Genomic DNA, 23,425 nt, shown 5'->3' with positions numbered 1-23,425 from the left:
GATGAATTTAACATTTGGAATTCGTTGATGGGAACGAGTACGTCATGATTTTGTTCCTCAGAGAGTTGGCCTTTTTCCGGTGCAAGCCAACGTTCAGAACATGACAGAAGATCCTCCCTGAGAAGTGAGCTGAAGCGCTTGGATTTTATCAGGTGTGTGTAAGCATTCACCGTTCGCCATACGTTATAATGGCGCCCTGCTGTAGTTGAGTAGGGCTCGGAGAGCCGTAACGGGACCAGTCTTTTTGAGATGGTCTGTTTACGGAATCAGGGTGGTAACGCGAGCACAGTCTCGTCCCTTACAGGGACGGGGCTTTTTTGTTGCTTTTTTTCAGAGAATGCTACACCAACCAATGATGATCAGAGAGGGAGTATGACATTATGAACAGAGTAGATGTCAAAGAAAAGGCACGGTCCCGCGACCTGCGCATCCTGAGCAAATGGAAGCAGGAGGACACGTTCCGCAAAACGATCACGCATCGTGAGGGTAAGCCAAACTATGTATTTTATGAAGGTCCGCCAACAGCTAATGGTAAACCGCATATCGGTCACATGCTGGGCCGTGTAATTAAGGATTTTGTCGGCCGTTACCAGACGATGAAGGGGTATCGTGTCGTACGTAAGGCGGGTTGGGATACCCATGGGTTGCCGGTAGAATTGGGTGTACAGAAGCAACTGGGCATTTCCCATAAGCCTGAAATTGAGGAATACGGCGTTGAAAAGTTTATCAAAAAATGTAAAGCCAGCGTGTTTGAGTATGAGCAGCAATGGCGTGATCTGACCGAAGCTATCGGCTACTGGACAGACCTCGATAATCCATACATTACGCTGGATAATAACTATATCGAGAGTGTGTGGAACATTCTGGCGACGATTCACGAAAAGGGTCTGCTGTATCGCGGTCATCGCGTAAGTCCGTATTGTCCAGATTGTCAAACAACGCTGAGTTCCCATGAAGTGGCACAGGGCTACAAAGATGTAAAAGACCTGAGTGCCACGGCCAAATTCAAGCTCCATAGCAGTGGTGAATATGTGCTGGCCTGGACGACAACACCTTGGACCTTGCCGAGTCACGTGGCACTTGCCGTCAATCCTGATCTGGAATACGCTCGTGTAAAACAGGAAGACGGTGTATACATCGTTGCCAAAAATCTCGTCGAAGATGTGATTAAAGGCGATCATGAAGTGATTGGCACGCTGCCGGGTTCGGAACTGGTAGGTCAAACGTATACTCCGCCATTTACTTATTTCCAAGTCGAGAAGGGCAATCAGATTCTGGGTGCGAAGTTCGTAACGGACTCCAGCGGTACAGGTATCGTTCATATGGCTCCTGCGCATGGTGAAGATGATTACCGGGTATGTCGTGAAAACGGCGTTGGATTCATTAATGTGGTGGATCTCCAAGGTAACTACGTGGAGGAAATCACTGATTTTGCAGGCCGTTTTGTAAAGGACTGTGATGTGGATATTGTTAAAATGCTGTCGGAAAAAGGCTTGCTGTACAGCAAGGAAAAATACGAGCATAGTTATCCGTTCTGCTGGCGCTGTGATACTCCGCTATTGTACTATGCCATGGATAGCTGGTTTATCAAAACAACTGCCATCAAGGATCAACTGATTGCCAACAATAACGAAGTTGAATGGTATCCGGGTCATATACGCGAAGGACGCTTCGGCAAGTTTTTGGAGGAATTGGTGGACTGGAACATCAGCCGTGATCGCTATTGGGGCACACCGCTGAATATCTGGGTTTGTGAAGAAACCGGAGAGCAGTTCGCTCCGCATAGTATTGCTGAACTACGGGAACGTGCGATTGGCGATGTACCAGCGGACATTGAGCTGCACAAGCCATATGTGGATGAAGTCAAGGTTCGCAGTACATGCGGCAAATACGAAATGACCCGTACACCGGAAGTAATCGACGTATGGTTCGACAGCGGCTCCATGCCTTTTTCCCAACATCATTATCCGTTTGAAAATAATGAAACATTCGAGCAGCAATTCCCGGCAGACATGATCTGTGAAGGTATTGACCAGACTCGTGGCTGGTTCTACAGCTTGCTTGCTGTTTCCACCATGCTGACAGGCAAAGCCCCTTATAAAGCAGTTATGGCGACAGGCCACGTACTGGATGAGCAGGGACAGAAAATGTCCAAATCCAAGGGAAATGTGATTGATCCGTGGGAAGTGATTGACGAGTACGGTACAGATGCTTTCCGTTGGGCTTTGTTGTCTGATAGTGCACCGTGGAATAGCAAACGTTTTTCCAAAGGCATTGTAGGCGAAGCCAAATCGAAGCTGGTAGATACGCTCGTAAATACACATGCTTTCCTGACCTTGTATGCGGATATCGACGGGTTTGATCCGGCACAGCATCCGTTCAAGCCATCAGCACACAAGCTGGATCGCTGGATTTTGTCCCGCCTCAACAGCTTGATTCTGGTGGTGGACAAAGCGCTGACAGTGAACGACTTCCTGAATTCGTCCAAAGCGATTGAGTCGTTCGTGGATGAACTGAGCAACTGGTATATCCGCCGTTCGCGCGACCGATTCTGGGGCAATGGCCTTACAGAAGATAAATTGGATGCGTACCGCACACTGACTGAGGTGTTATTGACGACAGCGAAGCTGCTTGCGCCGTTCACGCCGATGCTGGCTGAGGATATTTACCTAAACCTGAGCAACGGGGAAAGCGTTCATCTGGATGATTATCCGACTGCCAATGAAGACCTGATTGATCTGGAGCTGGAACGTGATATGGAGACGGCTCGCCGCGTAGTAGAACTGGCGCGCAACGTCCGTAACGAAACGGGACTGAAAACGCGTCAGCCGTTGTCTGAATTGATTTTGTCCATGGATCAGGATTTTGAGCTGAGTGGTTATGAGGAAATCATCAAGGATGAGATCAATGTGAAACATATTCATGTTGAAACGGACGACAGTGGCTTTGTAGACTTCACACTGAAGCTGAATTTGAAGGTAGCGGGCAAGAAATACGGCAAAAATGTCGGCTTCCTGCAAAACTTTTTCAAAGGAATGTCTGCGGAGGACACTCGTTCGGTTGTAGAAAAAGGAGTGCTGAACGTGGCTTCTCCAGAAGGGGAAGAGTTACAGGTTACAGCCGAGGAATTGCTGGTGGAGAAAAAAGCGAAGGAAGGCTTTGCTTCCGCTTCCGGCTACGGTTTAACAGTAGCGTTGAACACGGACATTACGCCTGAGCTGGAGCAAGAGGGTTGGGTACGTGAGGTTGTTCGTGCGGTGCAGGACTACCGTAAAAAGCTGGATCTGCCAATTGAAAAGCATGTCGCACTGACGCTGGATGTAGATAGTGAGTTGCGTCAGGCGATCGAAAACTTCGATTCGGTGTTGCGTGAGAACGTATTGGTAACCACGGTGACATTTGGTCAAGCCGAGCCTGTGGAACGCGTTGAAGTGAACGGTAAAACCATCGGCGTGCATATTGGGGAATAATTACAAGACCCCTGTCCCATAATACAATAACAGGCAGCATATAAAAACGAGCCTAAGCATTGGAAACGGATGGATGATCTCCGTTACTTGCTTCGGCTCGTTTGCTGCTTTTAGGGCAGCGCGGGAAAAGGGGGATTGTGCATGACAGCACGATCAAGGTGCAGACAGGTGAGAAGCCGCCAAGGCATGAATAGAAGAAGTACGGGGGTTGTAGCCACAGATCAAGGTAATGCAGGTGATCGGGCTGACCAACTAAGCCGTGTGGAAAAGCTGGTGCGTTCTGTGGCGCAGCAGTTGGAAAGCACGCGCATTGCTGACTATGCCCTGTTGCTTAACAAGCCTTGGCGACTGCTCTGGCTAAACTTAATATCAGGTCTGTCCCGGGGGCTCGGTATCGCGCTTGGTTTTACTTTTTTCGCGGCGACCATTATTTATGTGCTGCAAGTATTGGGAGCGCTGAATTTGCCGATCATCGGTGATTATATTGCTGATATTGTACGGATTGTGCAGCGGCAATTGGAGCTAAACACCTATTAGGTACTCGTTGCCTGTTAGGATTTGATTTAACTATTCGTCTTCGTGCGTATCCGGCTCCAGCAAACCTTCGCCCTCGCCATCATCCAGATAACGCTGATAAATGGAACTGCGGACAACCGATACATTTTTTCCATATATGTCTGTGGCTACAAAACTTTCGTAAGGCTCTACGAAGCCCATATTATCATCGTTGGCCTCAATTTCCATATCGTCGTAGCTATGAATTTCTCCACTTTCAGCCATGGCTGGTGTATTCGATGTACCCCAGCTTTCAACGATTTGCCAGGCATCCTCACCGTCAAAGCCGTTTTGATCTTCACGCTCATCTAGACTAGTTCTGCCGAATGCGGGAGCAAGGAATTCCTCTTCCACTGGGCGTCGGTTGGAGACTTCTGTTTCAGGGCTGTATTCTTTACAGTAAATGGTATAGGGAACAGCCAACAGACGCTCATAAGGAATCGGTTTGCCGCTAGCTGCACAAATGCCATAGGTTCCCTTATCCATTGCCATTAAGGCTGATTCGATACGTTCTAATTGAAATTCGTCATGCTCCAACAGGGAAATGTCCTTGGCTCTCTCATACGTTTCGGTAGCCAAATCGCCCGGATGATTATCAATAGGGGAAAGCTCGCCGGTCTGATCGCGTTGGGAATCACCAAGTCCATAATGATCGTTGTCCTGCAAACGATGCTCAATCTCCTTTTTACGTTCCAGCAGTTCGTTACGCAATCCCTGCAATTGTTGCTCCGTCAATGGGGACATGGAATCCTCTCCTTATTCTAGGTTTAACCTGCGCGTGCGCTATGTCGGTTATGCTCCTTGTAGTTTGCACCGGGAAGACCTCTTTTACATAGGAAATTCTGATCAAATGCGCTGGAGTTGATTTCATTCGTAATCCAGGCTCAATAGCTTGGGGGATTCGTGGACGATCTGAGAAGGCTTATGCTACAATAAATGGGTTCGACAACGGATATAAGCAGATCGGAGTGACGAAGGACTGTGATTTATTTTGGTATTGCGCTAATTATTTTTTTGATTGATCAGGGAGTCAAATATTTGGTGGCTACGCGCATGGAATTGTACGAGCAGATACCCGTCATCGGCAATTTCTTTCTAATCACGTCCCATCGTAACCGGGGAGCCGCTTTTGGGATTTTGGAAGGCCAGCGTTGGCTGTTTATCGTGATTACGATTGTGGTGGTGATCGGTATCATATGGTATTTGCGGAAAACGGTTAAGGCCGGGCAGAAATTGCTTCCAGTTGCATTAAGTTTGGTACTTGGAGGCGCGGTCGGTAACTTTTTGGATCGGGCTATTTCAGGGGAAGTGGTTGATTTTGCTCAATTCAATTTTGGAAGCTATACGTTTCCGATTTTTAATGTGGCAGACTCAGCGATTGTCATCGGTGTAGCACTGATTATTTTGGATACATTGCTGGAATCGCGTCGGAACAAAGATAATGGCAGTGATAGCATTGAAGGGAAGTCATAGTATGAAAGAAGTAAACGAAAACGGCGAAGCCACAGGTCTGTCTTATGAGGACGAACTTGAGGGTGAATCCCTGGAATGGACAGCGGAATCCGGGGATGCCAAAACGCGTATAGACAAATATATCGCCGAAGAAATGAAGGATGTGTCCCGTTCCCAGATTCAACTGTGGATCGGGAACGGTCGGGTGCTGGTGAACGGCACAGCGATCAAGGCGAATTACAAGCTGGCAGAAGGTGATCGAATATCATTGTTCGTACCTGAGCCGGAGAGTGTAGATATTGTACCGGAAAATATTCCGCTGGATGTTGTTTATGAGGATTCGGATGTCATTGTCATTAACAAGCAACGTGGTCTGGTTGTACATCCTGCACCAGGACACTCTTCGGGAACACTGGTCAACGCGCTCATGTACCACTGTCATGATCTTTCCGGCATTAACGGAGAATTGCGTCCTGGTATCGTCCATCGTATTGATAAGGATACATCAGGACTGCTGATGGCGGCCAAAAATGATCAGGCTCACGCCTCGCTCGCAGCGCAGCTCAAGGACCACAGTGTCACTCGCAAATATATAGCGCTGGTTCACGGCCATCTAAGTCATGATCAGGGAACAGTAGATGCTCCCATCGGGCGTGATTCGGGGGACCGCAAATTGTTCACTGTGACAGAGCGCAACAGCAAGCATGCAGTTACCCATTTTCTCGTGATTGAGCGTTTGGGAGATTACACCTTGCTGGAACTTCAACTGGAAACAGGGCGTACGCATCAAATCCGTGTACACATGAAATTTATTGGGCACCCGTTGGTCGGTGATCCGATGTATGGACGTAGCAAAGGGATCCATATGGACGGTCAGGCTCTACATGCTGCAGTATTGGGCTTTAAGCATCCCACCACTGGAGAGTACATGGAGTTCAGTAGACCGATTCCTCCCGATATGGAAGATGTATTGGCATCTTTACGCAGTCGGTAAACCATCACAAATTGCATTCGTATTCACAAACCTGAATAATGATTAAGCATAACCGCCTATGGGCGGTTATTTTTTGTTATTGGGCAAGGTGTATGTAAAAACAACTATGGATAATTATACAGTAAAGATGTATAATTATTTAAGTGCTTCCGGTGGCTCCGGTTGAACAGGTGTTGACACGTGATTTTCAATCTGTCATACTTCTTGTAGTTGCGATGAACTTTGTCCAAAAGATGGCTTGCCATCTTGCACTATGAGAAGCTGGATAAAGGAAATCCTGAATAGCACCTTTAAATCAGTCCCGTGAGGCTGGCAAGGTAACGTGAATGGATCACTGATTAGTGCATCCGCTGCGGCGGTATGTCTTCAGTGTATCCGAGAGATCGGAGAACGGTGGAAGACTGTTCATACGAGACTCCTTGCCAAACTTGGGCAAGGAGTCTTTTTTGTATCCGAACACGGGACCAGGTCTGAAGGGAACATAACCTGAGGAGGCTGGAAGCATGAGTAATGAAACACATGTACTGATGGATGAAATTGCGATTCGCCGGGCTTTGACACGGATTGCACATGAAATTTTGGAAAAAAATAAAGGAATTGACAATTGTGTGCTGGTAGGCATTCGAACGCGAGGGGTTCATCTGGCGCAGCGTCTCGCTGCAAAAATCGCTGAAATTGAGGGCGCTCCGATTCCATGGGGGGAGCTGGATGTCACAGCTTACCGCGATGACCGGGGGAACAATGCCGAAGCCAAGGGAAATGGAAAAGAGCTTTTGATGAATCCCACTGACGTATCGGTTCATGATAAGAAAGTCATTCTCTTCGACGATGTGCTGTACACAGGCCGTACCATTCGCGCGGCGATGGACGCATTGATGCACTGCGGACGACCGCAAATGATCCAGCTGGCGGTGCTGGCAGATCGCGGACACCGTGAGCTTCCGATTCGTCCGGATTACATCGGCAAGAACATCCCGACCTCCAAATCCGAGGAAATCGTAGTTGCGCTTCAGGAGACGGACGGTAAGGACGAAGTGACGATCAATCAGAACCGGGGGGAACAGGCATGATTACAACAACCAGTCAACTTAGAGAACGCAGCCTGCTCGGATTAAAAGAACTTAGCCGAAATGAAATCGAGTCCATTCTGGATCGCGCTCATTATTGGGAATCACAGCCGGAAAAGCTGGTTCCAGTGCTACAATCACGCTTTGCGGCTAACATGTTTTTTGAAAATAGCACCCGCACCCGCTTTTCTTTTGAAATGGCGGAAAAACGCTTAGGCGCTCAGGTTTTGAACTTTTCCGCTGCGGCCTCCAGTGTAGAAAAAGGGGAATCCATCTACGACACGGTGCGCACGCTTGAATCCATGGGCATCGACGCAGGAGTCATTCGGCTGAAGCCAGCCGGAGTGCTGCAGGAGCTTGCTGAGAAGGTCAGTGTCCCACTGGTAAACGCTGGTGATGGCAACAACGAGCATCCAACGCAGGCGTTGCTGGATCTGTACACGATGCGCAAGACTTTCGGCGAGCTAAAAGGCTTGCGAGTATCCATCATTGGAGACATTCTGCACAGCCGTGTGGCTCGATCGAATCTGTGGGCCTTGCAAAAATTTGGAGCCCAGGTTAGCTTCTGCGCGCCGGACAATATGCAGGCATCTGATCTTGCGGCGCACGCGTCTTATGTACCGATGCAAGAGGCATTGCAGGCAGACGTAGTTATGATGCTTCGGGTACAGCTGGAACGACACGCCGAAGGAATGCTGCGCTCAGCGGATGAGTATCGCGAGCAGTACGGCTTGACAGAGCAAAGAGCAGCCAATCTTAAACCCGGAACGATCATTATGCATCCGGCTCCAGTGAACCGGAATGTGGAAATCGACAGTGCAGTCGTGGAAAGCGAGCAATCACGGATTTTCCCGCAGATGGCAAACGGGGTTCCAATCCGCATGGCGGTTATGGAACGGGCAATGAAGCTGTAGAAGCTGTCCCGCAGGATCGCGGAACTAGCATTGGTAACGGTTAAAGCAAAGCATAACAAGCAGCGGCAAAAGTTGCAGAAAACCTGAGCGGAGGAACTTTTTACATGAACCAATTAATTATGAACGCAAGCGTATTGAACGAACAGGGCGAAGCTGAACTGAAATCTATTCTGATCGCGGATGGAAAAATCCTAGCAATCGTAAATGCGGACGCTGGAGTTAGTCTACTCGTGGAAGAAGGGGCATCCGAGCAGGAGAGCCAAGTCGAAAAAATCGACGCCCAAGGCAAGCTGGTGATTCCCGGTTTGATCGACATGCATGTGCATCTGAGAGAACCTGGCTTTGAATATAAAGAAACGATTGAAACGGGCAGCCGCGCGGCGGTGAAAGGCGGATTTACGACGATTGCCTGCATGCCGAACACACGCCCGGTGACAGACAATGCGGATACGGTTCAACTGGTACTGAAAAAGGGCCAGGACGCCGGGCTTGCCAAGGTACTTCCTTACGCAGCCATTACTAAAAACGAGTTGGGCCGCGAGCTGACGGACTTTGAAGCGCTCAAAGCAGCAGGCGCAATCGGCTTTACTGACGACGGTGTCGGGGTGCAAAGCGCGCAAATGATGAAGGACGCCATGGCGCGGGCCAAAGCGCTGGATATGCCGGTTATTGCTCACTGCGAAGATAACACGCTTGTTGAAGGAGCGGCGGTGACAGACGGCGAATTTGCCAAGCGTCACGGACTTAAAGGCATTCCGAACGAATCTGAAGCGATTCACGTCGGACGGGACATTTTACTATCCGAGGCAACCGGGGCACACTATCATGTATGCCATGTCAGCACGGAGCAGTCTGTGCGGTTGATCCGCCACGCGAAATCTTTTGGCATCAAGGTAACGGCTGAGGTATGTCCACACCATCTGGTATTGTCGGATGAAGACATTCCGGGGCTGGATGCGAACTGGAAAATGAATCCTCCGCTGCGCTCCCCGCGTGATGTGCAGGCCTGCATCGAGGGACTGGAGGACGGGACGATCGACATCATCGTAACCGACCATGCGGCACACAGCGAAGAAGAGAAGGCAAAAGGCTTGGAACTAGCACCTTTCGGCATCGTTGGCTTTGAAACAGCTTTTCCGCTGCTGTACACGAAATTTGTAGCTACCGGAAAATGGACGCTGGACTTTCTGGTACGGCGCATGACGGCTGACCCGGCGCGTGTCTTCCGCCTCGACACAGGGCGCTTGGAAGAAGGAGCCCCCGCCGACCTGACCATGATTGATCTGGAGCAGGAGCAGGCCGTTGATCCGCAAACATTTGCCAGCAAAGGACGGAACACTCCTTTTACAGGCTGGAAACTTAAAGGCTGGCCAGTGAAAACTTGGGTAGACGGCAGACTGGTATGGTCTGCTGACGAAGTGAAATAAATACAAACCACTAAAATAATAGAACCTTATAGCAGGAAATCATACAGAGGAGTGAGACGGGATGCAGGCAAGATTGTTGCTTCAGGACGGCACGCTGTTTACAGGCACAGCATTTGGTGCGGACGGTGAAAAAACAGGCGAGGTCGTTTTCAACACAGGGATTACAGGCTACCAGGAGGTACTGACTGATCCCTCTTATTGCGGACAAATCGTAACGATGACTTACCCGCTGATTGGCAATTACGGAATTACTCGGGATGACTTCGAGTCGGTACGGCCTTATGTGCATGGCTTTGCCGTTCGACGTTACGAGCCGGTGCCAAGCAACTGGCGTGCCCAATACAGCGTGGACGATTTGCTGAAGGAATATGGCATCATTGGTATTAGCGACATCGACACCCGCATGCTTACCCGGATTATTCGCCATCACGGCACGATGAAGGGCATTTTGACGACAGGCACTCAGCCTGTGGAAGAACTGAAAGAAATGATGGCTGACCTGACGATTGAAGAACTGCGTAATCAGGTTCCATTGACCTCAACGCCTCATCCGTATAGCAGCCCTGGCAACGGGGAGCGGATCGTACTGATTGACTATGGTGCTAAGAGCGGTATCTTGCGCGAGCTGAATAAACGGGATTGTGATGTGGTTGTTGTTCCACATGATACAACGGCAGAGGAAATTCGTCGCTTGGACCCGGACGGAATTCAGTTGTCCAACGGCCCTGGAGATCCCAAAGACGTACCGCATGCCGTACGCACGGTGGCTGAACTGCTAGGGGAATATCCGATCTTCGGAATTTGCCTGGGACACCAGCTGTTTGCCTTAGCTTCGGGAGCGGATACGGAGAAACTGAAATTCGGTCATCGCGGCGGTAACCATCCGGTGAAGGAACTGGAGAGTGGACGCTGCTTCATTACTTCACAAAATCACGGCTACACGGTGAATGAGGGTTCGATCGAAGGAACCGAGCTTGAAGTGACGCATATTAATAACAACGATAAAACGATTGAAGGCCTTAAGCATACCAAGTATCCCGCGTTTTCGGTGCAATATCATCCGGAGGCTGCGCCTGGACCTTACGATAACGGCTACTTGTTTGACCGCTTTCTGGACATGATCCGTGAGCACAAAAGAAATCATCCAAAGCAACCGCGTCAGGCTGCTATCGCCGCCGCAGTGAGAGGAGAGCGCTAATATGCCGAAAAATACAGAACATAAAAAAATACTCGTAATTGGTTCCGGCCCTATCGTGATTGGTCAGGCTGCGGAATTCGACTACGCTGGTACACAAGCTTGTCAAGCGCTCAAAGAAGAAGGCGTCGAGGTAGTGCTGATCAACAGTAACCCGGCAACCATCATGACAGACACGAACATGGCGGACAAAGTATACATCGAGCCGATTACACTTGATTTTGTAACACAAATTATCCGTCAAGAGCGTCCGGATGGCCTGCTTCCTACACTGGGAGGACAAACAGGACTGAATATGGCGGTGGAGCTGGCTCGTGCCGGAGTACTGGAGCGTGAAAACGTCAAGCTGCTGGGAACACAGCTGACTTCGATTGAAAAAGCCGAAGACCGTGACTTGTTCCGCGATTTGATGCGTGAGCTGGAACAGCCTGTACCTGAGAGTGTCATTGTTACAACGTTAGATGAATCGCTGGATTTTGCTAACGAAATCGGTTATCCGATTATCGTTCGCCCGGCTTATACGCTGGGTGGAACAGGCGGCGGGATCTGTGTAAACGAAGAAGAACTGCGTGAGACGGTAAGCTCTGGCTTGCGTTACAGTCCAATTGGACAATGTCTGGTGGAAAAAAGCATCGCAGGCATGAAGGAAGTCGAGTATGAGGTCATGCGTGACGGCAATGATAACTGTATCGTTGTCTGCAATATGGAAAACTTTGATCCGGTCGGCGTACATACTGGCGACAGTATCGTTGTAGCGCCGAGTCAGACGCTGTCAGATCGCGAGTACCAGATGTTACGCTCCGCTTCCCTGAAAATTATCCGTGCTCTCAACATTGAAGGCGGATGTAATGTGCAGTTTGCACTTGATCCACACAGCTATCAATACTATGTCATTGAAGTAAATCCGCGGGTGAGTCGTTCCTCAGCGCTGGCTTCCAAGGCGACTGGATATCCAATTGCCAAAATGGCTGCCAAAATCGCGCTGGGCTACACGCTGGATGAAATCGTGAACCCGGTAACGGGACAAACGTATGCTTGCTTTGAGCCTACTCTGGATTACATCGTGAGCAAAATACCGCGCTGGCCGTTCGATAAATTCATTTCTGCCAACCGCAAGCTGGGCACGCAAATGAAAGCAACTGGCGAAGTGATGGCTATCGGACGCACGTTCGAAGAGTCCATCCACAAAGCGGTACGGTCGCTGGAAATCGGTGTACATCGTCTGCATCTTAAGGGGGCCGATCAACTGTCGGATGAGGTACTCACGGAGCGCCTGATTAAAGCAGATGATGAGCGCTTGTTCCTGGTAGCTGAGGCATTCCGTCGTGGCTGGGAGCAGCAGGAAATTCAGGATTTAACGAAAATTGACTGGTGGTTCCTTGACAAGGTAGAGGGCATCGTCAAGTTCGAAGCCAAAATGGCTGAAGAGTCCGAACTGACCTACGAAAGACTCTATCAGGCCAAACGTAATGGCTTTACGGACCGCTCCATCGCCGAGGTTCGCAGTCTGGGCCAACCGGGTGGCAGCATGACAACCGAGCGCGAGGTACGTGAGTTCCGCCTGAGTCACAACCTGCGTCCTGTCTATAAAATGGTAGATACATGCGCAGCCGAGTTTGAAGCTACAACGCCGTACTACTACTCCTCTTATGAGGTGGAAAACGAAGTGATTCCATCCAATAAAGAGAAAGTCATCGTACTCGGCTCCGGGCCGATTCGGATCGGGCAAGGGATTGAATTTGATTACTCCACCGTACATGCGGTATGGGCCATTCAAAAAGCAGGCTACGAAGCAGTAATTATCAATAACAACCCAGAAACGGTATCTACGGACTTTAACACATCCGACCGTCTCTACTTTGAGCCGCTTTTCTTCGAGGATGTTATGAATGTCATCGAGCAGGAAAAACCGATTGGCGTTATCGTCCAGTTCGGCGGTCAAACGGCCATTAATCTCGCAGCTCCGCTTAGTGCGGCAGGCGTGAACATTTTGGGTACGAGTCTGGAAAGTATCGACGAAGCGGAAGATCGGAAAAAGTTTGAGCGGCTGCTGTCACGTCTGGCTATTGCACAGCCTAAAGGCAACACGGTCATCTCGGTAGATGAAGCGGTAGGAACTGCGCAGGCGCTGGGCTACCCGGTGCTGGTGCGTCCATCCTACGTCCTCGGCGGACGGGCGATGGAGATTGTATACTCCGATTCGGAATTGCTGCGCTACATGGAAGAAGCCGTTAAAATCAACCCTGAACACCCGGTGCTGATCGACCGTTACATGCTGGGCAAAGAAGTTGAGGTTGACGCCATCTGTGACGGCGATACGGTACTGGTGCCGGGCATTATGGAGCATGTGGAACGGGCTGGGGTTCACTCAGGTGACTCTATCGCGGTGTATCCGCCGCAGCACTTGTCCGACGAACTGAAGCAAAAAATCGTGGAAATCACGATCAGCATCGCCAAGGAATTGAAAACGATTGGCCTGGTGAACATCCAGTTCGTCATTCATAAAGATGAGGTGTATGTGATCGAGGTCAACCCGCGTTCCTCGCGGACGGTTCCTTTCCTGAGCAAAGTCACGAATATCCCGATGGCGAATCTGGCGACACAGGCCATTTTGGGCGGCAAGCTCAAGGATGCGGGCTATACAGAAGGGCTATGGCCTGAAAGTAATTATGTCTCGGTCAAGGTTCCAGTATTCTCTTTTGCCAAGCTGCGCCGTGTAGAGCCGACCCTGGGGCCAGAAATGAAATCGACGGGTGAAGTGATGGGACGCGACATTCAGTACGCCAAAGCGCTGTACAAAGGACTCGTAGGTGCTGGTATGAAAATCCCATCTACTGGAGCGATCATCATCACGGTGGCGGATAAGGACAAAGAAGAAGCAGTCGAGTTGATGCAGGGCTTTTACAGACTGGGCTACAAAATTATTGCAACAGGTGGAACGGCGGCTGCGCTGGAGCAGGCTAACATTCCAGTGAAGACGATCAACAAGCTGAGCGAGGGAACCCCGAACATCTTGGATATGATCCGTACGGGTGAAGCCAACTTCGTCTTCAATACGCTGACCAAGGGGAAAACGCCAGAGCGTGACGGATTCCGCATCCGCCGTGAAGCGGTTGAGAACGGCATCGTCTGCATGACCTCGCTGGATACTGTACGCGCTTTGCTGAGAATGCTGGAGACGATTAACTTTACATCCGAATCCATGCCGGTTCTGAGCCACTAACACGATACGAATAGAGGATGAAAAATAAGTAGTACAGGAAAGGACATCATCAGCTTCGGCTGACGGATGTCCTTTATCACGGGCAAATATACCCGAATTGACGTGAAAAGGGGATGCAGGACGGTGAACGAAGCATTTCAGCAGATGGCAGGACGGTTGATGGTCGCGTTAGATTATCCGGATGCGCAGCAGGCGGAGCGGCTCATTCAACAGCTGGAGGGTATTCCCTGTTATATAAAAGTAGGCATGCAGCTGTTTTATAGCGCAGGGCCAGCTTTTGTAGAGCAGCTAAAGTCGAGAGGATACTCCGTATTTCTGGATTTGAAAATGCATGATATCCCCAACACCGTACGGGGAGGTGCGGAGAGCATCACCCGCCTGGGTGTGGATATGTTCAACGTACACGCTGCCGGAGGAAGAAATATGATGGCAGCCGCCAAGGCTGGGGCCGAAGCCGCTGTTTTGGCAGACAGTTCACTTGCCATGCCGCTCATTATAGCAGTTACACAGTTGACCAGTACGGACCAGACAACCATGAATAAGGAGATAGGCATTCCCGGTACAGTACAGGATGTGGTCGTTCGATACGCACAACTGACCCGTGAGGCGGGATTGGACGGAGTAGTGGCATCCCCGTTGGAAGTGCCTGCGATCCGCGCTGTATGCGGGGCGGACTTCAAGACGATTACCCCTGGCATACGTCCGGCAGGCAGCGCTACAGGCGACCAGTCACGTGTAGTGACACCTGGACAAGCCATCGCCCAAGGCAGCAGCTACATCGTCGTTGGACGCCCCATTACGGCTGCATCAGACCCGCGTGCCGCAGCGGAACACATTATTGAGGAGATGAACCAAGTATGACTACATTAAATAATATCCCCGAGCAAATTGCATCCCATCTGTTACGAATTCAGGCGGTAGCGCTACGTCCGCAGCAGCCTTTTACATGGACATCCGGCATTAAATCACCTATCTACTGTGACAATCGCCTGACCATGTCCTACCCGGAGGTGCGCGAGCTGATCGCTGATTCGTTCGCTGCTGTGATCCGTGAGCAATACCCTGAAACCGAAGTCATAGCAGGCACGGCTACAGCGGGCATTCCTCATGCTGCCTGGGTGGCGCAAAAGCTTAATCTGCCGATGGCGTATGTAAGGGACAAAGCTAAAGGACACGGCAAAGAGAACCAGATCGAAGGTCGGATTAGTGAGGGGCAAAAGGTTATTGTTATCGAGGATCTCATCTCTACTGGCGGCAGCTCCATCAAAGCAGCGCAGGCCGTAGAGCAAGCAGGCGCCCAGCCGTTAGCTGTACTCGCTATTTTCAGTTACCAGCTTGATAAAGCGACTCAAGCCTTTGCAGAAGCAGGTGTGAAGCTGCAAAGCTTGTCCAATTACACGGCCCTGATGGACGTTGCCTTGCGTGAGGGAACGATTCAGGAGGAAGAACTGGAGCTGCTGCGTTCGTGGCGTCAGGACCCGGCCTCCTTTGGCAAATAAGGCTCAGCATATTGAGTGCAACGGCGCCGTTTATTAAAGCGACTCATACTCGTTGCTAACCGTTGTAGATTGTTATAACTCAGGCTGTGTAAATCGAATTCGATCCGGTTACACTAACTCCTACCATCATGTGAAAAGAGGGAGTTCGGATGTATTGGATTTACTACGGCAGACTGTACACGACCAAATTTCAGGCAGGATGTCTGGCAAAAAGGCTGGAGCACGATGGCTGGATGTACGGCTACAACGATCCCCGCGCAGTGGAGGTGTACCGCTCGCGCAAAGGACGTTATGGCGTTCGATTTATTCCCTAGATTCATAAAAATAAATAAAAAAAGAAAAATTTTCGGAAAACTATTGACGAAACACAAGAAAATGTTGTATATTAATTAACGCCGCTGTTTTATGTAAATGTAGCGTGAATATACATATTTTTTTGAGGGCCCTTAGCTCAGTTGGTTAGAGCGGTCGGCTCATAACCGATTGGTCGGGGGTTCGAGTCCCTCAGGGCCCATTTCCTCAAAAACCCTTGCCTAGCAAGGGTTTTTTGTTGTTTGTAAAGGTTGAGAAAATGGGGGAAAGTAGCATTTGAAAGGGGCTGATTATAATTTGCGAACGTATTTGCGAACGTGAATTTTTTTCGTAGTTTATCACCTTTACTAAGTTGTGTGACAAATGGTAAATCTGCAGGTAAGAAATCATATTGAAGTATTGTTTCTTTGTTGACCCAACGTAATTGATCATGGCCTACTAATTAAATTTCACCAGATATCCATGTTGCCCAAAATGCAATTAAATAAGAAATTTATAAAGTTCCACTAATAACGAGATCTGCTTTTTTAAATGGCTTATGAGCTTCTACATAAATGTCTTCTGAAATCATCCAATTATCTTCCCACATCCCACGAGCACAGTCTCCGTCTCTTTCAAGACCTCTTGAAAGCCTAATTTCTCGTGGACAATCAACCCAAATTTTAAAATCATATTTATCCTCCAGTTCCTTTCGGATGGAATATACTCCTTCGATTATGACAATGCCGCCAGCAGGAACAGTATGCCATTCCGCTAACTTATCCGTCTCCCAATCATAACGTTGATAACGCCCATCCCTTTCTTGTCTTATTGGCTCCAGTACCTGATTTAAAAGACGTTTCCAATCAAAATCAGCACCAACAGGCTTTTTTGAAGGGTGTGTATTTATAATGTCAGAGGAGGGGAGATAAAAATCATCCTTGTGAACAATAGTTGAATTAGATAGTTCTTCTTTTAACTTGTAAGCGAATGTACTTTTACCAGAACCACCACAACCATCTATCCCAATCAGCAAAGTAGATTGCTTTTTAGATTTTTCGTTTATAGCATTTACGAAGTTTTGAAAAGAGTTGAAATGCCCCTCTATTATTTTAAAATCGCTCATAAGTGATCACCCTTTCCATTCAGCAATCCTGCCCTTTAATGAAATATCCAATATCTATTATTTGGTAAATTATGATAAGCTAAGTTTATCATAGGCCGCTTCCGTTGAGAACGGACAGCTTAACGGTATGTATCTCATCAACCCACAGTGAGTTTACACTTAGATCTAAAAGAGGACTCCACTGGCTGAATGCTGGTGTGAGTCCCAATGTATTTCTTTAGATGACTTTAAACGTGAGCATTTCATTGGAGATGATTAATTAAGGCAGTAGGCCTGCTCCGAGGTACTTATTCTTTGAAGTCCTCCATGAATACGTCGCTATAGCTAAATCCCATCCACCCTCAGGTCTGTACTTTTTCCAATATTGTTTAACGGTTCCCTTTATATCAACTTGTACACCCTGATCACCCATAATGGAAAGTTTATTAAATAATGTACCATTTCTATATTGATAAGCATAAAACTGTGTGTTTGATGGTCCATATTCAAACGTTATTGCTACGTGCTTTTCTTTTTTAGATACTTGATAAATCTGGATAGTTGGCTGTTCAAAAAATTCATCACTTATTATATTTGTGTTAATTAATACAACAGCCCCTTTAGAATTAACAAGAAAAAAATTACCCGCTTCAGTAAGTAGGAAGTATTCCTTTTTACCATCTCCGTTTAAATCTGCAGATTTGCTTAGTGTTACAATTTCACGAGGATATTTTTTCTTTAGGATCTCTTTGGCATTGATTTCCGCAGCAAATGTTGGAAATTGGAGGAATACAGAAACAATGATTACTGAGAAGAATACTAATATAAATTTCTTCATTTTTATGACTCCTTATCCATTTAACTTTCAAAACACAAAATTAGTCTATCAGAACTAGGAATATTTTTCTAGATTGATTCATCTTGTTTAGAATGTATGTTCGTAATATAATTTTTACAACGGCGAGGTAAGCCGGAGTGGGATGATCAGGAAGTGCAACTTTTAGAGCAGGCGCTGATCAACTCCTACAATTCACGTACGGCTGTCTCACTGGTTGTATTTAGCCCATTCGACAATGCGGAGTTAACAGGTCTGGTTATATCTATAAATAGTGCTCGCAGAGAAGTGAAGTTCTTGCGGAGAAGATGATTTCAGTTGGGTAAAGCTAGAAATATATTCTTACCTTTCACATATAAAAAGTAGCGATTGTGAAGATCAATGCCTTTTTATCAAGTTAAATTGAATTCCTCAATAATCTCTTTGGGGTATCTTTATTGATTTCACGAAAGTTTAGAAAAGAGGACGTTCGAGCATTTGGTACTCAATTTGAAGAGTATTTAAATAAAACTTCTCATAAGTCTGTGAGTTCAATGAAAACTAATAAAGGGTTCCACTGATAAAAAAGCAATATGAGTTCTTTTCGCCCCATAAAGAAGCACTGCCCTAATAAACGGACAGTGCTTCTTTTGATATTCTCGAAATCGCTTAACAAAGTGCCTAAAAAACTCGCTACCAAATCACCATTTTGATAATGATCGTTGACTCACATTCCCAGGAACACTTACTCCAATCTTAGAGCACCTTAACAGTGTATACCATTCTCAATTTACCGTTACCGCCGTAAATCTCAACTCTTGCGGTTGTTGCAGTGGTGGTTGTTACCACGCCAGAAGCGGAGACTGTCACATTTCCACTTGCCACTTTATAAGTATCCCCCGGGTAATTTGACAGCGCATAGGAATAATTTCGTGGTAACGTAGCAGTTCTGTAGTATACTCCGTTAACTTCTACAGTAGGCGTAATTATCGGTGAAGGACCTACTGCTGCGGACGCACTAGGGACGATGATACTACCAATGAGCCCTAAAGACATGACCGTCGATAATAATATTTTCTTAGTATTCATAAAAAATTCCTCCTGATGTATGATGTGAGCTCCTAAAATATACCATGTAAAATTGTTGATTTCGCTTCATTCGACAAATGTTGTCAAAATTCTACAACTAAATAATACAAAAGCCCTAATAGTTACAAAAAATTAAAATATATGAATTAAAGAATACACTATTTAGCTTGAATCAATAAGACGTATAACCCTGCGCTCATGATAACATAAGGATACAACAGATGTTGTTTAAACGACTCTCAAGTCATCCAATGGAAACATCAACCAGTGAAATTAAAAAACGGACGTCGGACTGATTAGCCCCAAGTCCGTTTTTTCGTGCATGTATTTGCTGCTTCTTGAGTTCAGTTGACAAGGTGATGAATGAGTCTCTCACCGCTGTGTTGATTCGTTCCTTCCATGCGCATGAGCTGCTTTAAGGCGTGCAATTCCGTACATTTGCTAATTGCCTCAGCGACCAACTTGGCGATCTGACGCGCTCCTTCATCAGAAAAATGAGTATTATCTGTTACGCCAGCGGGGTAATTCGGATGTGCTTTTCCAGGCAAATGCATAAATAGCAGCTTGGACCTTTCTTCTCCCATGGCCCGATAAAGCTGCTGAGAAGCTTTAAAAATATCGAGCAGCGGTGTTCGGGTTTCCTCCGCTACTCGTCTCATCGCTGCGGGATAAGCTCCCACAGCAAGCGGATCAGGTTCTCCGTCTGCGGTAAAGCGGCGGCGGCTTACAGAGGTCAATAGCACTGGAATTCCACCACGCTCCCGAGCAGACTCGATACATTGAATTAGGTTTTGACGGTAGTCCCCGTCAGGATCGGTATAGCGGGTGGGATCTTCTTTCTTCTCATCGTTGTGTCCAAATTGAATAAACAGATAATCGCCGGCTCGAAAATCCTTTTCAATATGAGTCAATCGACCTTCCGCTATAAAAGATTTAGTGCTTCGTCCATTAACCGCACGATTGTTCACTTGAACAGACGGGTCAAAATAACTCTGCAAGTGTTCGCCCCAGCCTGTCATCGGTTTTTCGGTAGCTCCTTTTTGGGCAGCCGTGGAATCACCAGCGATAAACAGCCTGGATGTGATCCGCTGTCCTTCCGTAACATAGCTATGTTTTTGGAGCCACTTTTCCGCAAGAGCGAGCCATTGCTGGCACTCGCGGTTATCCTCAGCCAGCCCCAAGCCGTGTCGCCCTTCCTCAAATACATGCAGCTCAAATGAAATGCCTTCTCTGGATAATGCAGAAGCCAGCAACAAGCTGTTTTCGACCGGAACAGTGGCGTCATTGGCTGTTGTCCAAATAAAAGTTGGAGGGGTCTGTGAAGTCACTTGTCGATCGGATGAAAAGGCGTGAAGCTGGTCCTGTGTCGGCTGTTCACCTAAAAAATGAGTGCGGCTTCCGATATGTGTATAAGCATCATGAAACGTAATCACAGGGTATCCCAATAGCAGAAGATCGGGTTTTTCTGCTCCTTTGGTGGCGACGATGGAGGCCAAGTGCCCGCCTGCTGAAAATCCAATCAGTCCGACTTGCTCCGGAATTACTTGCCAGTCTTTGGGTGTTTGGCGAATCCACTTTAAGGCAAATTCTACATCCTCCAACAAGGAATCGACCTCAAAATCCCCTACTTGATAATGTAGCACCCCTGCATGAATGCCTAGATCATTCAACCACCGGGCGATTGGTTCTCCTTCATGTTGTGCCAGGTGCTCGTAGCCACCGCCGGGCAGTACCAATATAAAAGGGCGAGCTTCGTGGGCCGCTGCTGGATAGAGGGAGAGAAAGGAAGTGTCTACTGGAAATTCTTCTTTTACAATCTGTTCTTTATAACTAATAACGTGTAACATAAGTGACCTCCAAATTCCTTTTTTTGAATTCTGCAAGCTAATCCAGATGAACATAAAACGGGATGGGACGGATGTAATGGTATTTAACATTTCTGCTTAAAGAGTGGGCTCAAGTTCAGGTTTGTTTTTTAAATAAATGCACACGTGAAAAAAAGATTTAAACCTTGTTATGAAAGCGCTATAATTTTGGTATGATGCAAAGAACCAAAGGGGGAGCGCAATGAAAAAAGGCAGGATGTTCTACACCATTTTTATTACGATTCTGGTTTTGGGAATAGGGTTGGTGGCCAGCTTCGGCAGCTACATCTATTTTACAACAATTAGCTCAGTCATGGAAAGGGTTTCCAACAGTAAACAAAGCTACATGACACAGATCAAAAACAGTCTGGAGCAGAAAATCCAAACTATTGAATATGCTTTTAATACGTATAGTACGACCAGTTCATTTGATGAAGTCGTAAAACATCCCATTACAGAAAAAGATTTTGTAGCGTATCGGAATGTGAATTCGCAACTCAATTATATTGCTACGATGGGATTAGAAGGAACGGAATACTCACTGATTAGCCTGGATCAGAATTGGAAAATATCCAATGGAAGCTTGTCCTATTTGACGAAAACAGAACGGGAGAAGCTATTTAAAACCTATATCGACCATCAGGATAAGGGGCTATTCTGGATTAAAACAGACAAGGGAATCCGCTTTGTAAATACTTTGCCTGTATTCTCCAAAAAGAAGCAAGCCATTGCGCTGTCGGATATTTCGTTGAAAACGTTAAATCGTACAATTCAAGCAGAGGATCACACGGCCGTTTTTATTCTGAATAAACAAGGCGATTTAATGTACGAAACAGAGCCTGTCGACCAATTATTGACCACCCGGCAGCTTCAGCACATTTCAGAGGCTACGGCTACACCCGACAATTCAGGCATGTTGACACTGGAAAAAACGAAGCATCAGCCTGCTCAGCAGGTCATTTATGCCAAGTCTGCTTATAACAACTGGACGTATTTAACGATATTAGATAAAAAGGAGATTTCGAATGCATTCCAAACGACCAAATTCGGGATCATCACGATGGTACTTGTACTTACGTTCTTGATTGTGGTGGTGGCGTATATCATAGCCGTCTATTTTACAAAGCCATTCCAGCAAATTAAACGCAGCCTGCCTAAAAATCCTAATTTTTCGTTCAAAAATGAGCCTTCCAAAAATGAAATTGACTGGATTATTGATTCCATTGACAGCATTGTAACGGAAAAGGAAAGCCTGGAAAGCCTCATTCAGTCCGAAATGCCACAGCTTGAAACCCAATTGATCCTTAACCTGTTTCGCAGGCGTATTTCAACAGAGGAATTGGCACGAAAAATGCCACGTTTGGGCTATCCGCAACTGGAGAACCAAATGTATATTACCCTGTTGATTCAACTGGATAATCTGGGAGATCGGGAGCCCTCGGATAAGGACGTTTTACTGCTGGCTATTAACAAAATCGTAGAAGAAACCATTCCAGAGCAGCAGCGAATGCTTCCCATCATTTTGAACGATGACATCCAGGCGACCATTTTAATGTTTACAGGAAAGAATGAACAGGAAATAAACAAGCAAGTGCTGGATGATGCCACCCTTTTGATTCGAACCGTAAAAGAGTATTTGAATGTGTCCATCAGTATCGGCATTAGTAAATCGTATGACAATTTGATAGAAAGCAAGGAAGCCTGTGAGATGAGTAAGCAAGCCTTGCACCACCGTTTAAATTTAGGCAAAGAATCCATTATATTTTATGAAGACATTTCCACAGTCATTTCAGGCCCGGTGCTGCTTCATTATCCGACGGAAATGGAATCGCAGCTGTTTGACGCCATTAGAATAGGAGATGAAGAGCAAGTACGACTTACCGTACATTCCTTATTGACTGAAATAATGACAAAGAACAATCATTCCATGAACTTTGAGGTGCTGTTGGTGCGGTTTGTGAATAACCTCATTCAATTGGAGCAGCTGCTAGGGATTGAAGTGCTGCTGACGCAGAACAATCATGCGTTGTACCATCGTCTGCTGGACATTCGTAATCCAGAAGAGATCGAGCGTATGCTGGTGGAGCAAGTCATTTCCCCTATGGTAAAAAGTATGAAGGAGAAGACGAACCAGCAATTCCGCTGTCTCTCCGAGAAAATTGCCGCCATTATCCGGGCTGAATATGACCAGGAATTGTCACTGGAGCTTATTGGGGACCGTCTTCATTACAATCCCAATTATTTAAGCAGTATTTTCAAAAAAGAATACGGTACGACGTTCAGCGAATATCTGATGGGCTACCGGCTGCAAATGGGCAAAAAGTGGCTCATTGAGACGGATATGACGATTAAAGAAATCGCCGAGCGATTGCAATATCATAATCCGCAGAACTTTATCCGCTCGTTTCGGAAGAAGGAGCAGGTCACGCCCGGAGCATACCGTAAGATGAAGCAAGCGAATTAAA

General features: G+C 47.2%; 19 protein-coding genes, 1 tRNA gene and 1 other annotated feature. Of the genes, 15 read left to right on the top strand and 5 right to left on the bottom strand.

Going from position 1 to position 23,425, the window contains the following annotated elements; genetic code table 11:
* Positions 1-15 precede the first annotated feature (15 nt).
* Positions 16-302, top strand: a binding site (T-box leader).
* 78 nt (positions 303-380) lie between these two features.
* On the top strand, positions 381-3,470 hold the full coding sequence (gene ileS / locus E0698_RS13195) for an isoleucine--tRNA ligase (RefSeq protein ID WP_192511861.1): 3,090 nt from the start codon (positions 381-383) through the stop codon (positions 3,468-3,470).
* Between the two features lie 186 nt (positions 3,471-3,656).
* Positions 3,657-4,007, top strand: a complete 351-nt coding sequence (locus tag E0698_RS13190) for a DUF5665 domain-containing protein (protein ID WP_192511908.1) — start codon at positions 3,657-3,659, stop codon at positions 4,005-4,007.
* A 30-nt stretch (positions 4,008-4,037) separates the two neighbouring features.
* Here the strand turns inward: E0698_RS13190 and E0698_RS13185 are convergent, their stop codons facing one another.
* A complete protein-coding gene (locus tag E0698_RS13185; protein WP_137063760.1) occupies positions 4,038-4,769 on the bottom strand; it encodes a TraR/DksA C4-type zinc finger protein in 732 nt (243 codons plus the stop codon).
* A 237-nt stretch (positions 4,770-5,006) separates the two neighbouring features.
* On the opposite strand from E0698_RS13185, the gene lspA reads away from it, so the two are divergent.
* The 11 genes from lspA (at position 5,007) to E0698_RS13130 (ending at position 16,310) form a co-directional block, all read left to right on the top strand.
* Positions 5,007-5,498 (top strand): signal peptidase II, encoded by a 492-nt coding sequence (gene lspA / locus E0698_RS13180; protein WP_149093331.1) that lies wholly within the window; start codon positions 5,007-5,009, stop codon positions 5,496-5,498.
* 1 nt (position 5,499) lies between these two features.
* Positions 5,500-6,471: an RluA family pseudouridine synthase gene (locus E0698_RS13175; protein WP_192511860.1), complete on the top strand. Its 972-nt coding sequence runs from the start codon at positions 5,500-5,502 to the stop codon at positions 6,469-6,471.
* 503 nt (positions 6,472-6,974) lie between these two features.
* Positions 6,975-7,541 (top strand): bifunctional pyr operon transcriptional regulator/uracil phosphoribosyltransferase PyrR, encoded by a 567-nt coding sequence (gene pyrR / locus E0698_RS13170; RefSeq protein ID WP_192511859.1) that lies wholly within the window; start codon positions 6,975-6,977, stop codon positions 7,539-7,541.
* A complete protein-coding gene (locus E0698_RS13165) occupies positions 7,538-8,452 on the top strand; it encodes an aspartate carbamoyltransferase catalytic subunit (protein WP_192511858.1) in 915 nt (304 codons plus the stop codon). Before pyrR ends, E0698_RS13165 begins: the two co-directional genes overlap by 4 nt.
* 104 nt (positions 8,453-8,556) lie before the next feature.
* Positions 8,557-9,879 (top strand): dihydroorotase, encoded by a 1,323-nt coding sequence (locus E0698_RS13160; protein ID WP_192511857.1) that lies wholly within the window; start codon positions 8,557-8,559, stop codon positions 9,877-9,879.
* A 61-nt stretch (positions 9,880-9,940) separates the two neighbouring features.
* Entirely contained in the window at positions 9,941-11,077 is a 1,137-nt protein-coding gene (locus E0698_RS13155; RefSeq protein ID WP_044648411.1) for a carbamoyl phosphate synthase small subunit, read from the top strand.
* 1 nt (position 11,078) lies between these two features.
* Positions 11,079-14,297 carry a carbamoyl-phosphate synthase large subunit gene (gene carB / locus E0698_RS13150; protein WP_192511856.1) on the top strand — a complete coding sequence of 1,073 codons (3,219 nt, stop codon included), beginning with the start codon at positions 11,079-11,081 and terminating at the stop codon, positions 14,295-14,297.
* Positions 14,298-14,363: 66 nt separating this feature from the next.
* Complete coding sequence (gene pyrF / locus E0698_RS13145) at positions 14,364-15,158, top strand: orotidine-5'-phosphate decarboxylase (protein ID WP_273042151.1); 795 nt, start codon at positions 14,364-14,366, stop codon at positions 15,156-15,158.
* Complete coding sequence (pyrE, locus tag E0698_RS13140; protein WP_044648414.1) at positions 15,155-15,796, top strand: orotate phosphoribosyltransferase; 642 nt, start codon at positions 15,155-15,157, stop codon at positions 15,794-15,796. Before pyrF ends, pyrE begins: the two co-directional genes overlap by 4 nt.
* A gap of 149 nt (positions 15,797-15,945) precedes the next feature.
* A complete protein-coding gene (locus E0698_RS13135) occupies positions 15,946-16,110 on the top strand; it encodes a hypothetical protein (protein ID WP_014282411.1) in 165 nt (54 codons plus the stop codon).
* A 126-nt stretch (positions 16,111-16,236) separates the two neighbouring features.
* Positions 16,237-16,310 (top strand) — tRNA-Ile (locus E0698_RS13130).
* A gap of 291 nt (positions 16,311-16,601) precedes the next feature.
* Here E0698_RS13130 and E0698_RS13125 read toward each other — a convergent pair.
* Both E0698_RS13125 and E0698_RS13120 read right to left on the bottom strand, forming a co-directional pair.
* Complete coding sequence (locus E0698_RS13125) at positions 16,602-17,213, bottom strand: uridine kinase family protein (protein WP_192511855.1); 612 nt, start codon at positions 17,211-17,213, stop codon at positions 16,602-16,604.
* Between the two features lie 259 nt (positions 17,214-17,472).
* On the bottom strand, positions 17,473-18,030 hold the full coding sequence (locus tag E0698_RS13120) for a hypothetical protein (RefSeq protein WP_192511854.1): 558 nt from the start codon (positions 18,028-18,030) through the stop codon (positions 17,473-17,475).
* A gap of 153 nt (positions 18,031-18,183) precedes the next feature.
* On the opposite strand from E0698_RS13120, the gene E0698_RS27675 reads away from it, so the two are divergent.
* Positions 18,184-18,339: a hypothetical protein gene (locus E0698_RS27675; protein ID WP_443146912.1), complete on the top strand. Its 156-nt coding sequence runs from the start codon at positions 18,184-18,186 to the stop codon at positions 18,337-18,339.
* A 423-nt stretch (positions 18,340-18,762) separates the two neighbouring features.
* Here E0698_RS27675 and E0698_RS13110 read toward each other — a convergent pair whose 3' ends face one another.
* Both E0698_RS13110 and E0698_RS13105 read right to left on the bottom strand, forming a co-directional pair.
* Positions 18,763-19,095, bottom strand: a complete 333-nt coding sequence (locus tag E0698_RS13110) for a hypothetical protein (protein ID WP_044648417.1) — start codon at positions 19,093-19,095, stop codon at positions 18,763-18,765.
* Positions 19,096-19,439: 344 nt separating this feature from the next.
* Positions 19,440-20,942 (bottom strand): GDSL-type esterase/lipase family protein, encoded by a 1,503-nt coding sequence (locus E0698_RS13105; protein WP_192511853.1) that lies wholly within the window; start codon positions 20,940-20,942, stop codon positions 19,440-19,442.
* A 220-nt stretch (positions 20,943-21,162) separates the two neighbouring features.
* On the opposite strand from E0698_RS13105, the gene E0698_RS13100 reads away from it, so the two are divergent.
* The gene (locus E0698_RS13100; RefSeq protein WP_192511852.1) at positions 21,163-23,424 is read left to right on the top strand and encodes a helix-turn-helix domain-containing protein; all 2,262 of its coding nucleotides are present in this window, start codon (positions 21,163-21,165) and stop codon (positions 23,422-23,424) included.
* The last annotated feature ends 1 nt before the right edge of the window (position 23,425 follow it).

The organism is Paenibacillus sp. 23TSA30-6 (assembly GCF_014858585.1).
Lineage (GTDB): Bacteria > Bacillota > Bacilli > Paenibacillales > Paenibacillaceae > Paenibacillus.
Note: the sequence above shows the minus strand (reverse complement) of the source record. Positions and strands in the feature narration are given on the sequence as shown.

What these genes read in the sequence shown, in the direction of transcription:
- ileS (WP_192511861.1), top strand. Translation starts at nt 381, where the DNA reads ATGAACAGAGTAGATGTCAAAGAAAAGGCACGGTCCCGCGACCTGCGC.
- E0698_RS13190 (WP_192511908.1), top strand. Translation starts at nt 3,657, where the DNA reads ATGAATAGAAGAAGTACGGGGGTTGTAGCCACAGATCAAGGTAATGCA.
- E0698_RS13185 (WP_137063760.1), bottom strand. Translation starts at nt 4,769, where the DNA reads ATGTCCCCATTGACGGAGCAACAATTGCAGGGATTGCGTAACGAACTG.
- E0698_RS13175 (WP_192511860.1), top strand. Translation starts at nt 5,500, where the DNA reads ATGAAAGAAGTAAACGAAAACGGCGAAGCCACAGGTCTGTCTTATGAG.
- pyrR (WP_192511859.1), top strand. Translation starts at nt 6,975, where the DNA reads ATGAGTAATGAAACACATGTACTGATGGATGAAATTGCGATTCGCCGG.
- E0698_RS13165 (WP_192511858.1), top strand. Translation starts at nt 7,538, where the DNA reads ATGATTACAACAACCAGTCAACTTAGAGAACGCAGCCTGCTCGGATTA.
- E0698_RS13160 (WP_192511857.1), top strand. Translation starts at nt 8,557, where the DNA reads ATGAACCAATTAATTATGAACGCAAGCGTATTGAACGAACAGGGCGAA.
- E0698_RS13155 (WP_044648411.1), top strand. Translation starts at nt 9,941, where the DNA reads ATGCAGGCAAGATTGTTGCTTCAGGACGGCACGCTGTTTACAGGCACA.
- carB (WP_192511856.1), top strand. Translation starts at nt 11,079, where the DNA reads ATGCCGAAAAATACAGAACATAAAAAAATACTCGTAATTGGTTCCGGC.
- pyrF (WP_273042151.1), top strand. Translation starts at nt 14,364, where the DNA reads ATGTCCTTTATCACGGGCAAATATACCCGAATTGACGTGAAAAGGGGA.
- pyrE (WP_044648414.1), top strand. Translation starts at nt 15,155, where the DNA reads ATGACTACATTAAATAATATCCCCGAGCAAATTGCATCCCATCTGTTA.
- E0698_RS13135 (WP_014282411.1), top strand. Translation starts at nt 15,946, where the DNA reads ATGTATTGGATTTACTACGGCAGACTGTACACGACCAAATTTCAGGCA.
- E0698_RS13125 (WP_192511855.1), bottom strand. Translation starts at nt 17,213, where the DNA reads ATGAGCGATTTTAAAATAATAGAGGGGCATTTCAACTCTTTTCAAAAC.
- E0698_RS13120 (WP_192511854.1), bottom strand. Translation starts at nt 18,030, where the DNA reads ATGAAGAAATTTATATTAGTATTCTTCTCAGTAATCATTGTTTCTGTA.
- E0698_RS13110 (WP_044648417.1), bottom strand. Translation starts at nt 19,095, where the DNA reads ATGAATACTAAGAAAATATTATTATCGACGGTCATGTCTTTAGGGCTC.
- E0698_RS13105 (WP_192511853.1), bottom strand. Translation starts at nt 20,942, where the DNA reads ATGTTACACGTTATTAGTTATAAAGAACAGATTGTAAAAGAAGAATTT.
- E0698_RS13100 (WP_192511852.1), top strand. Translation starts at nt 21,163, where the DNA reads ATGAAAAAAGGCAGGATGTTCTACACCATTTTTATTACGATTCTGGTT.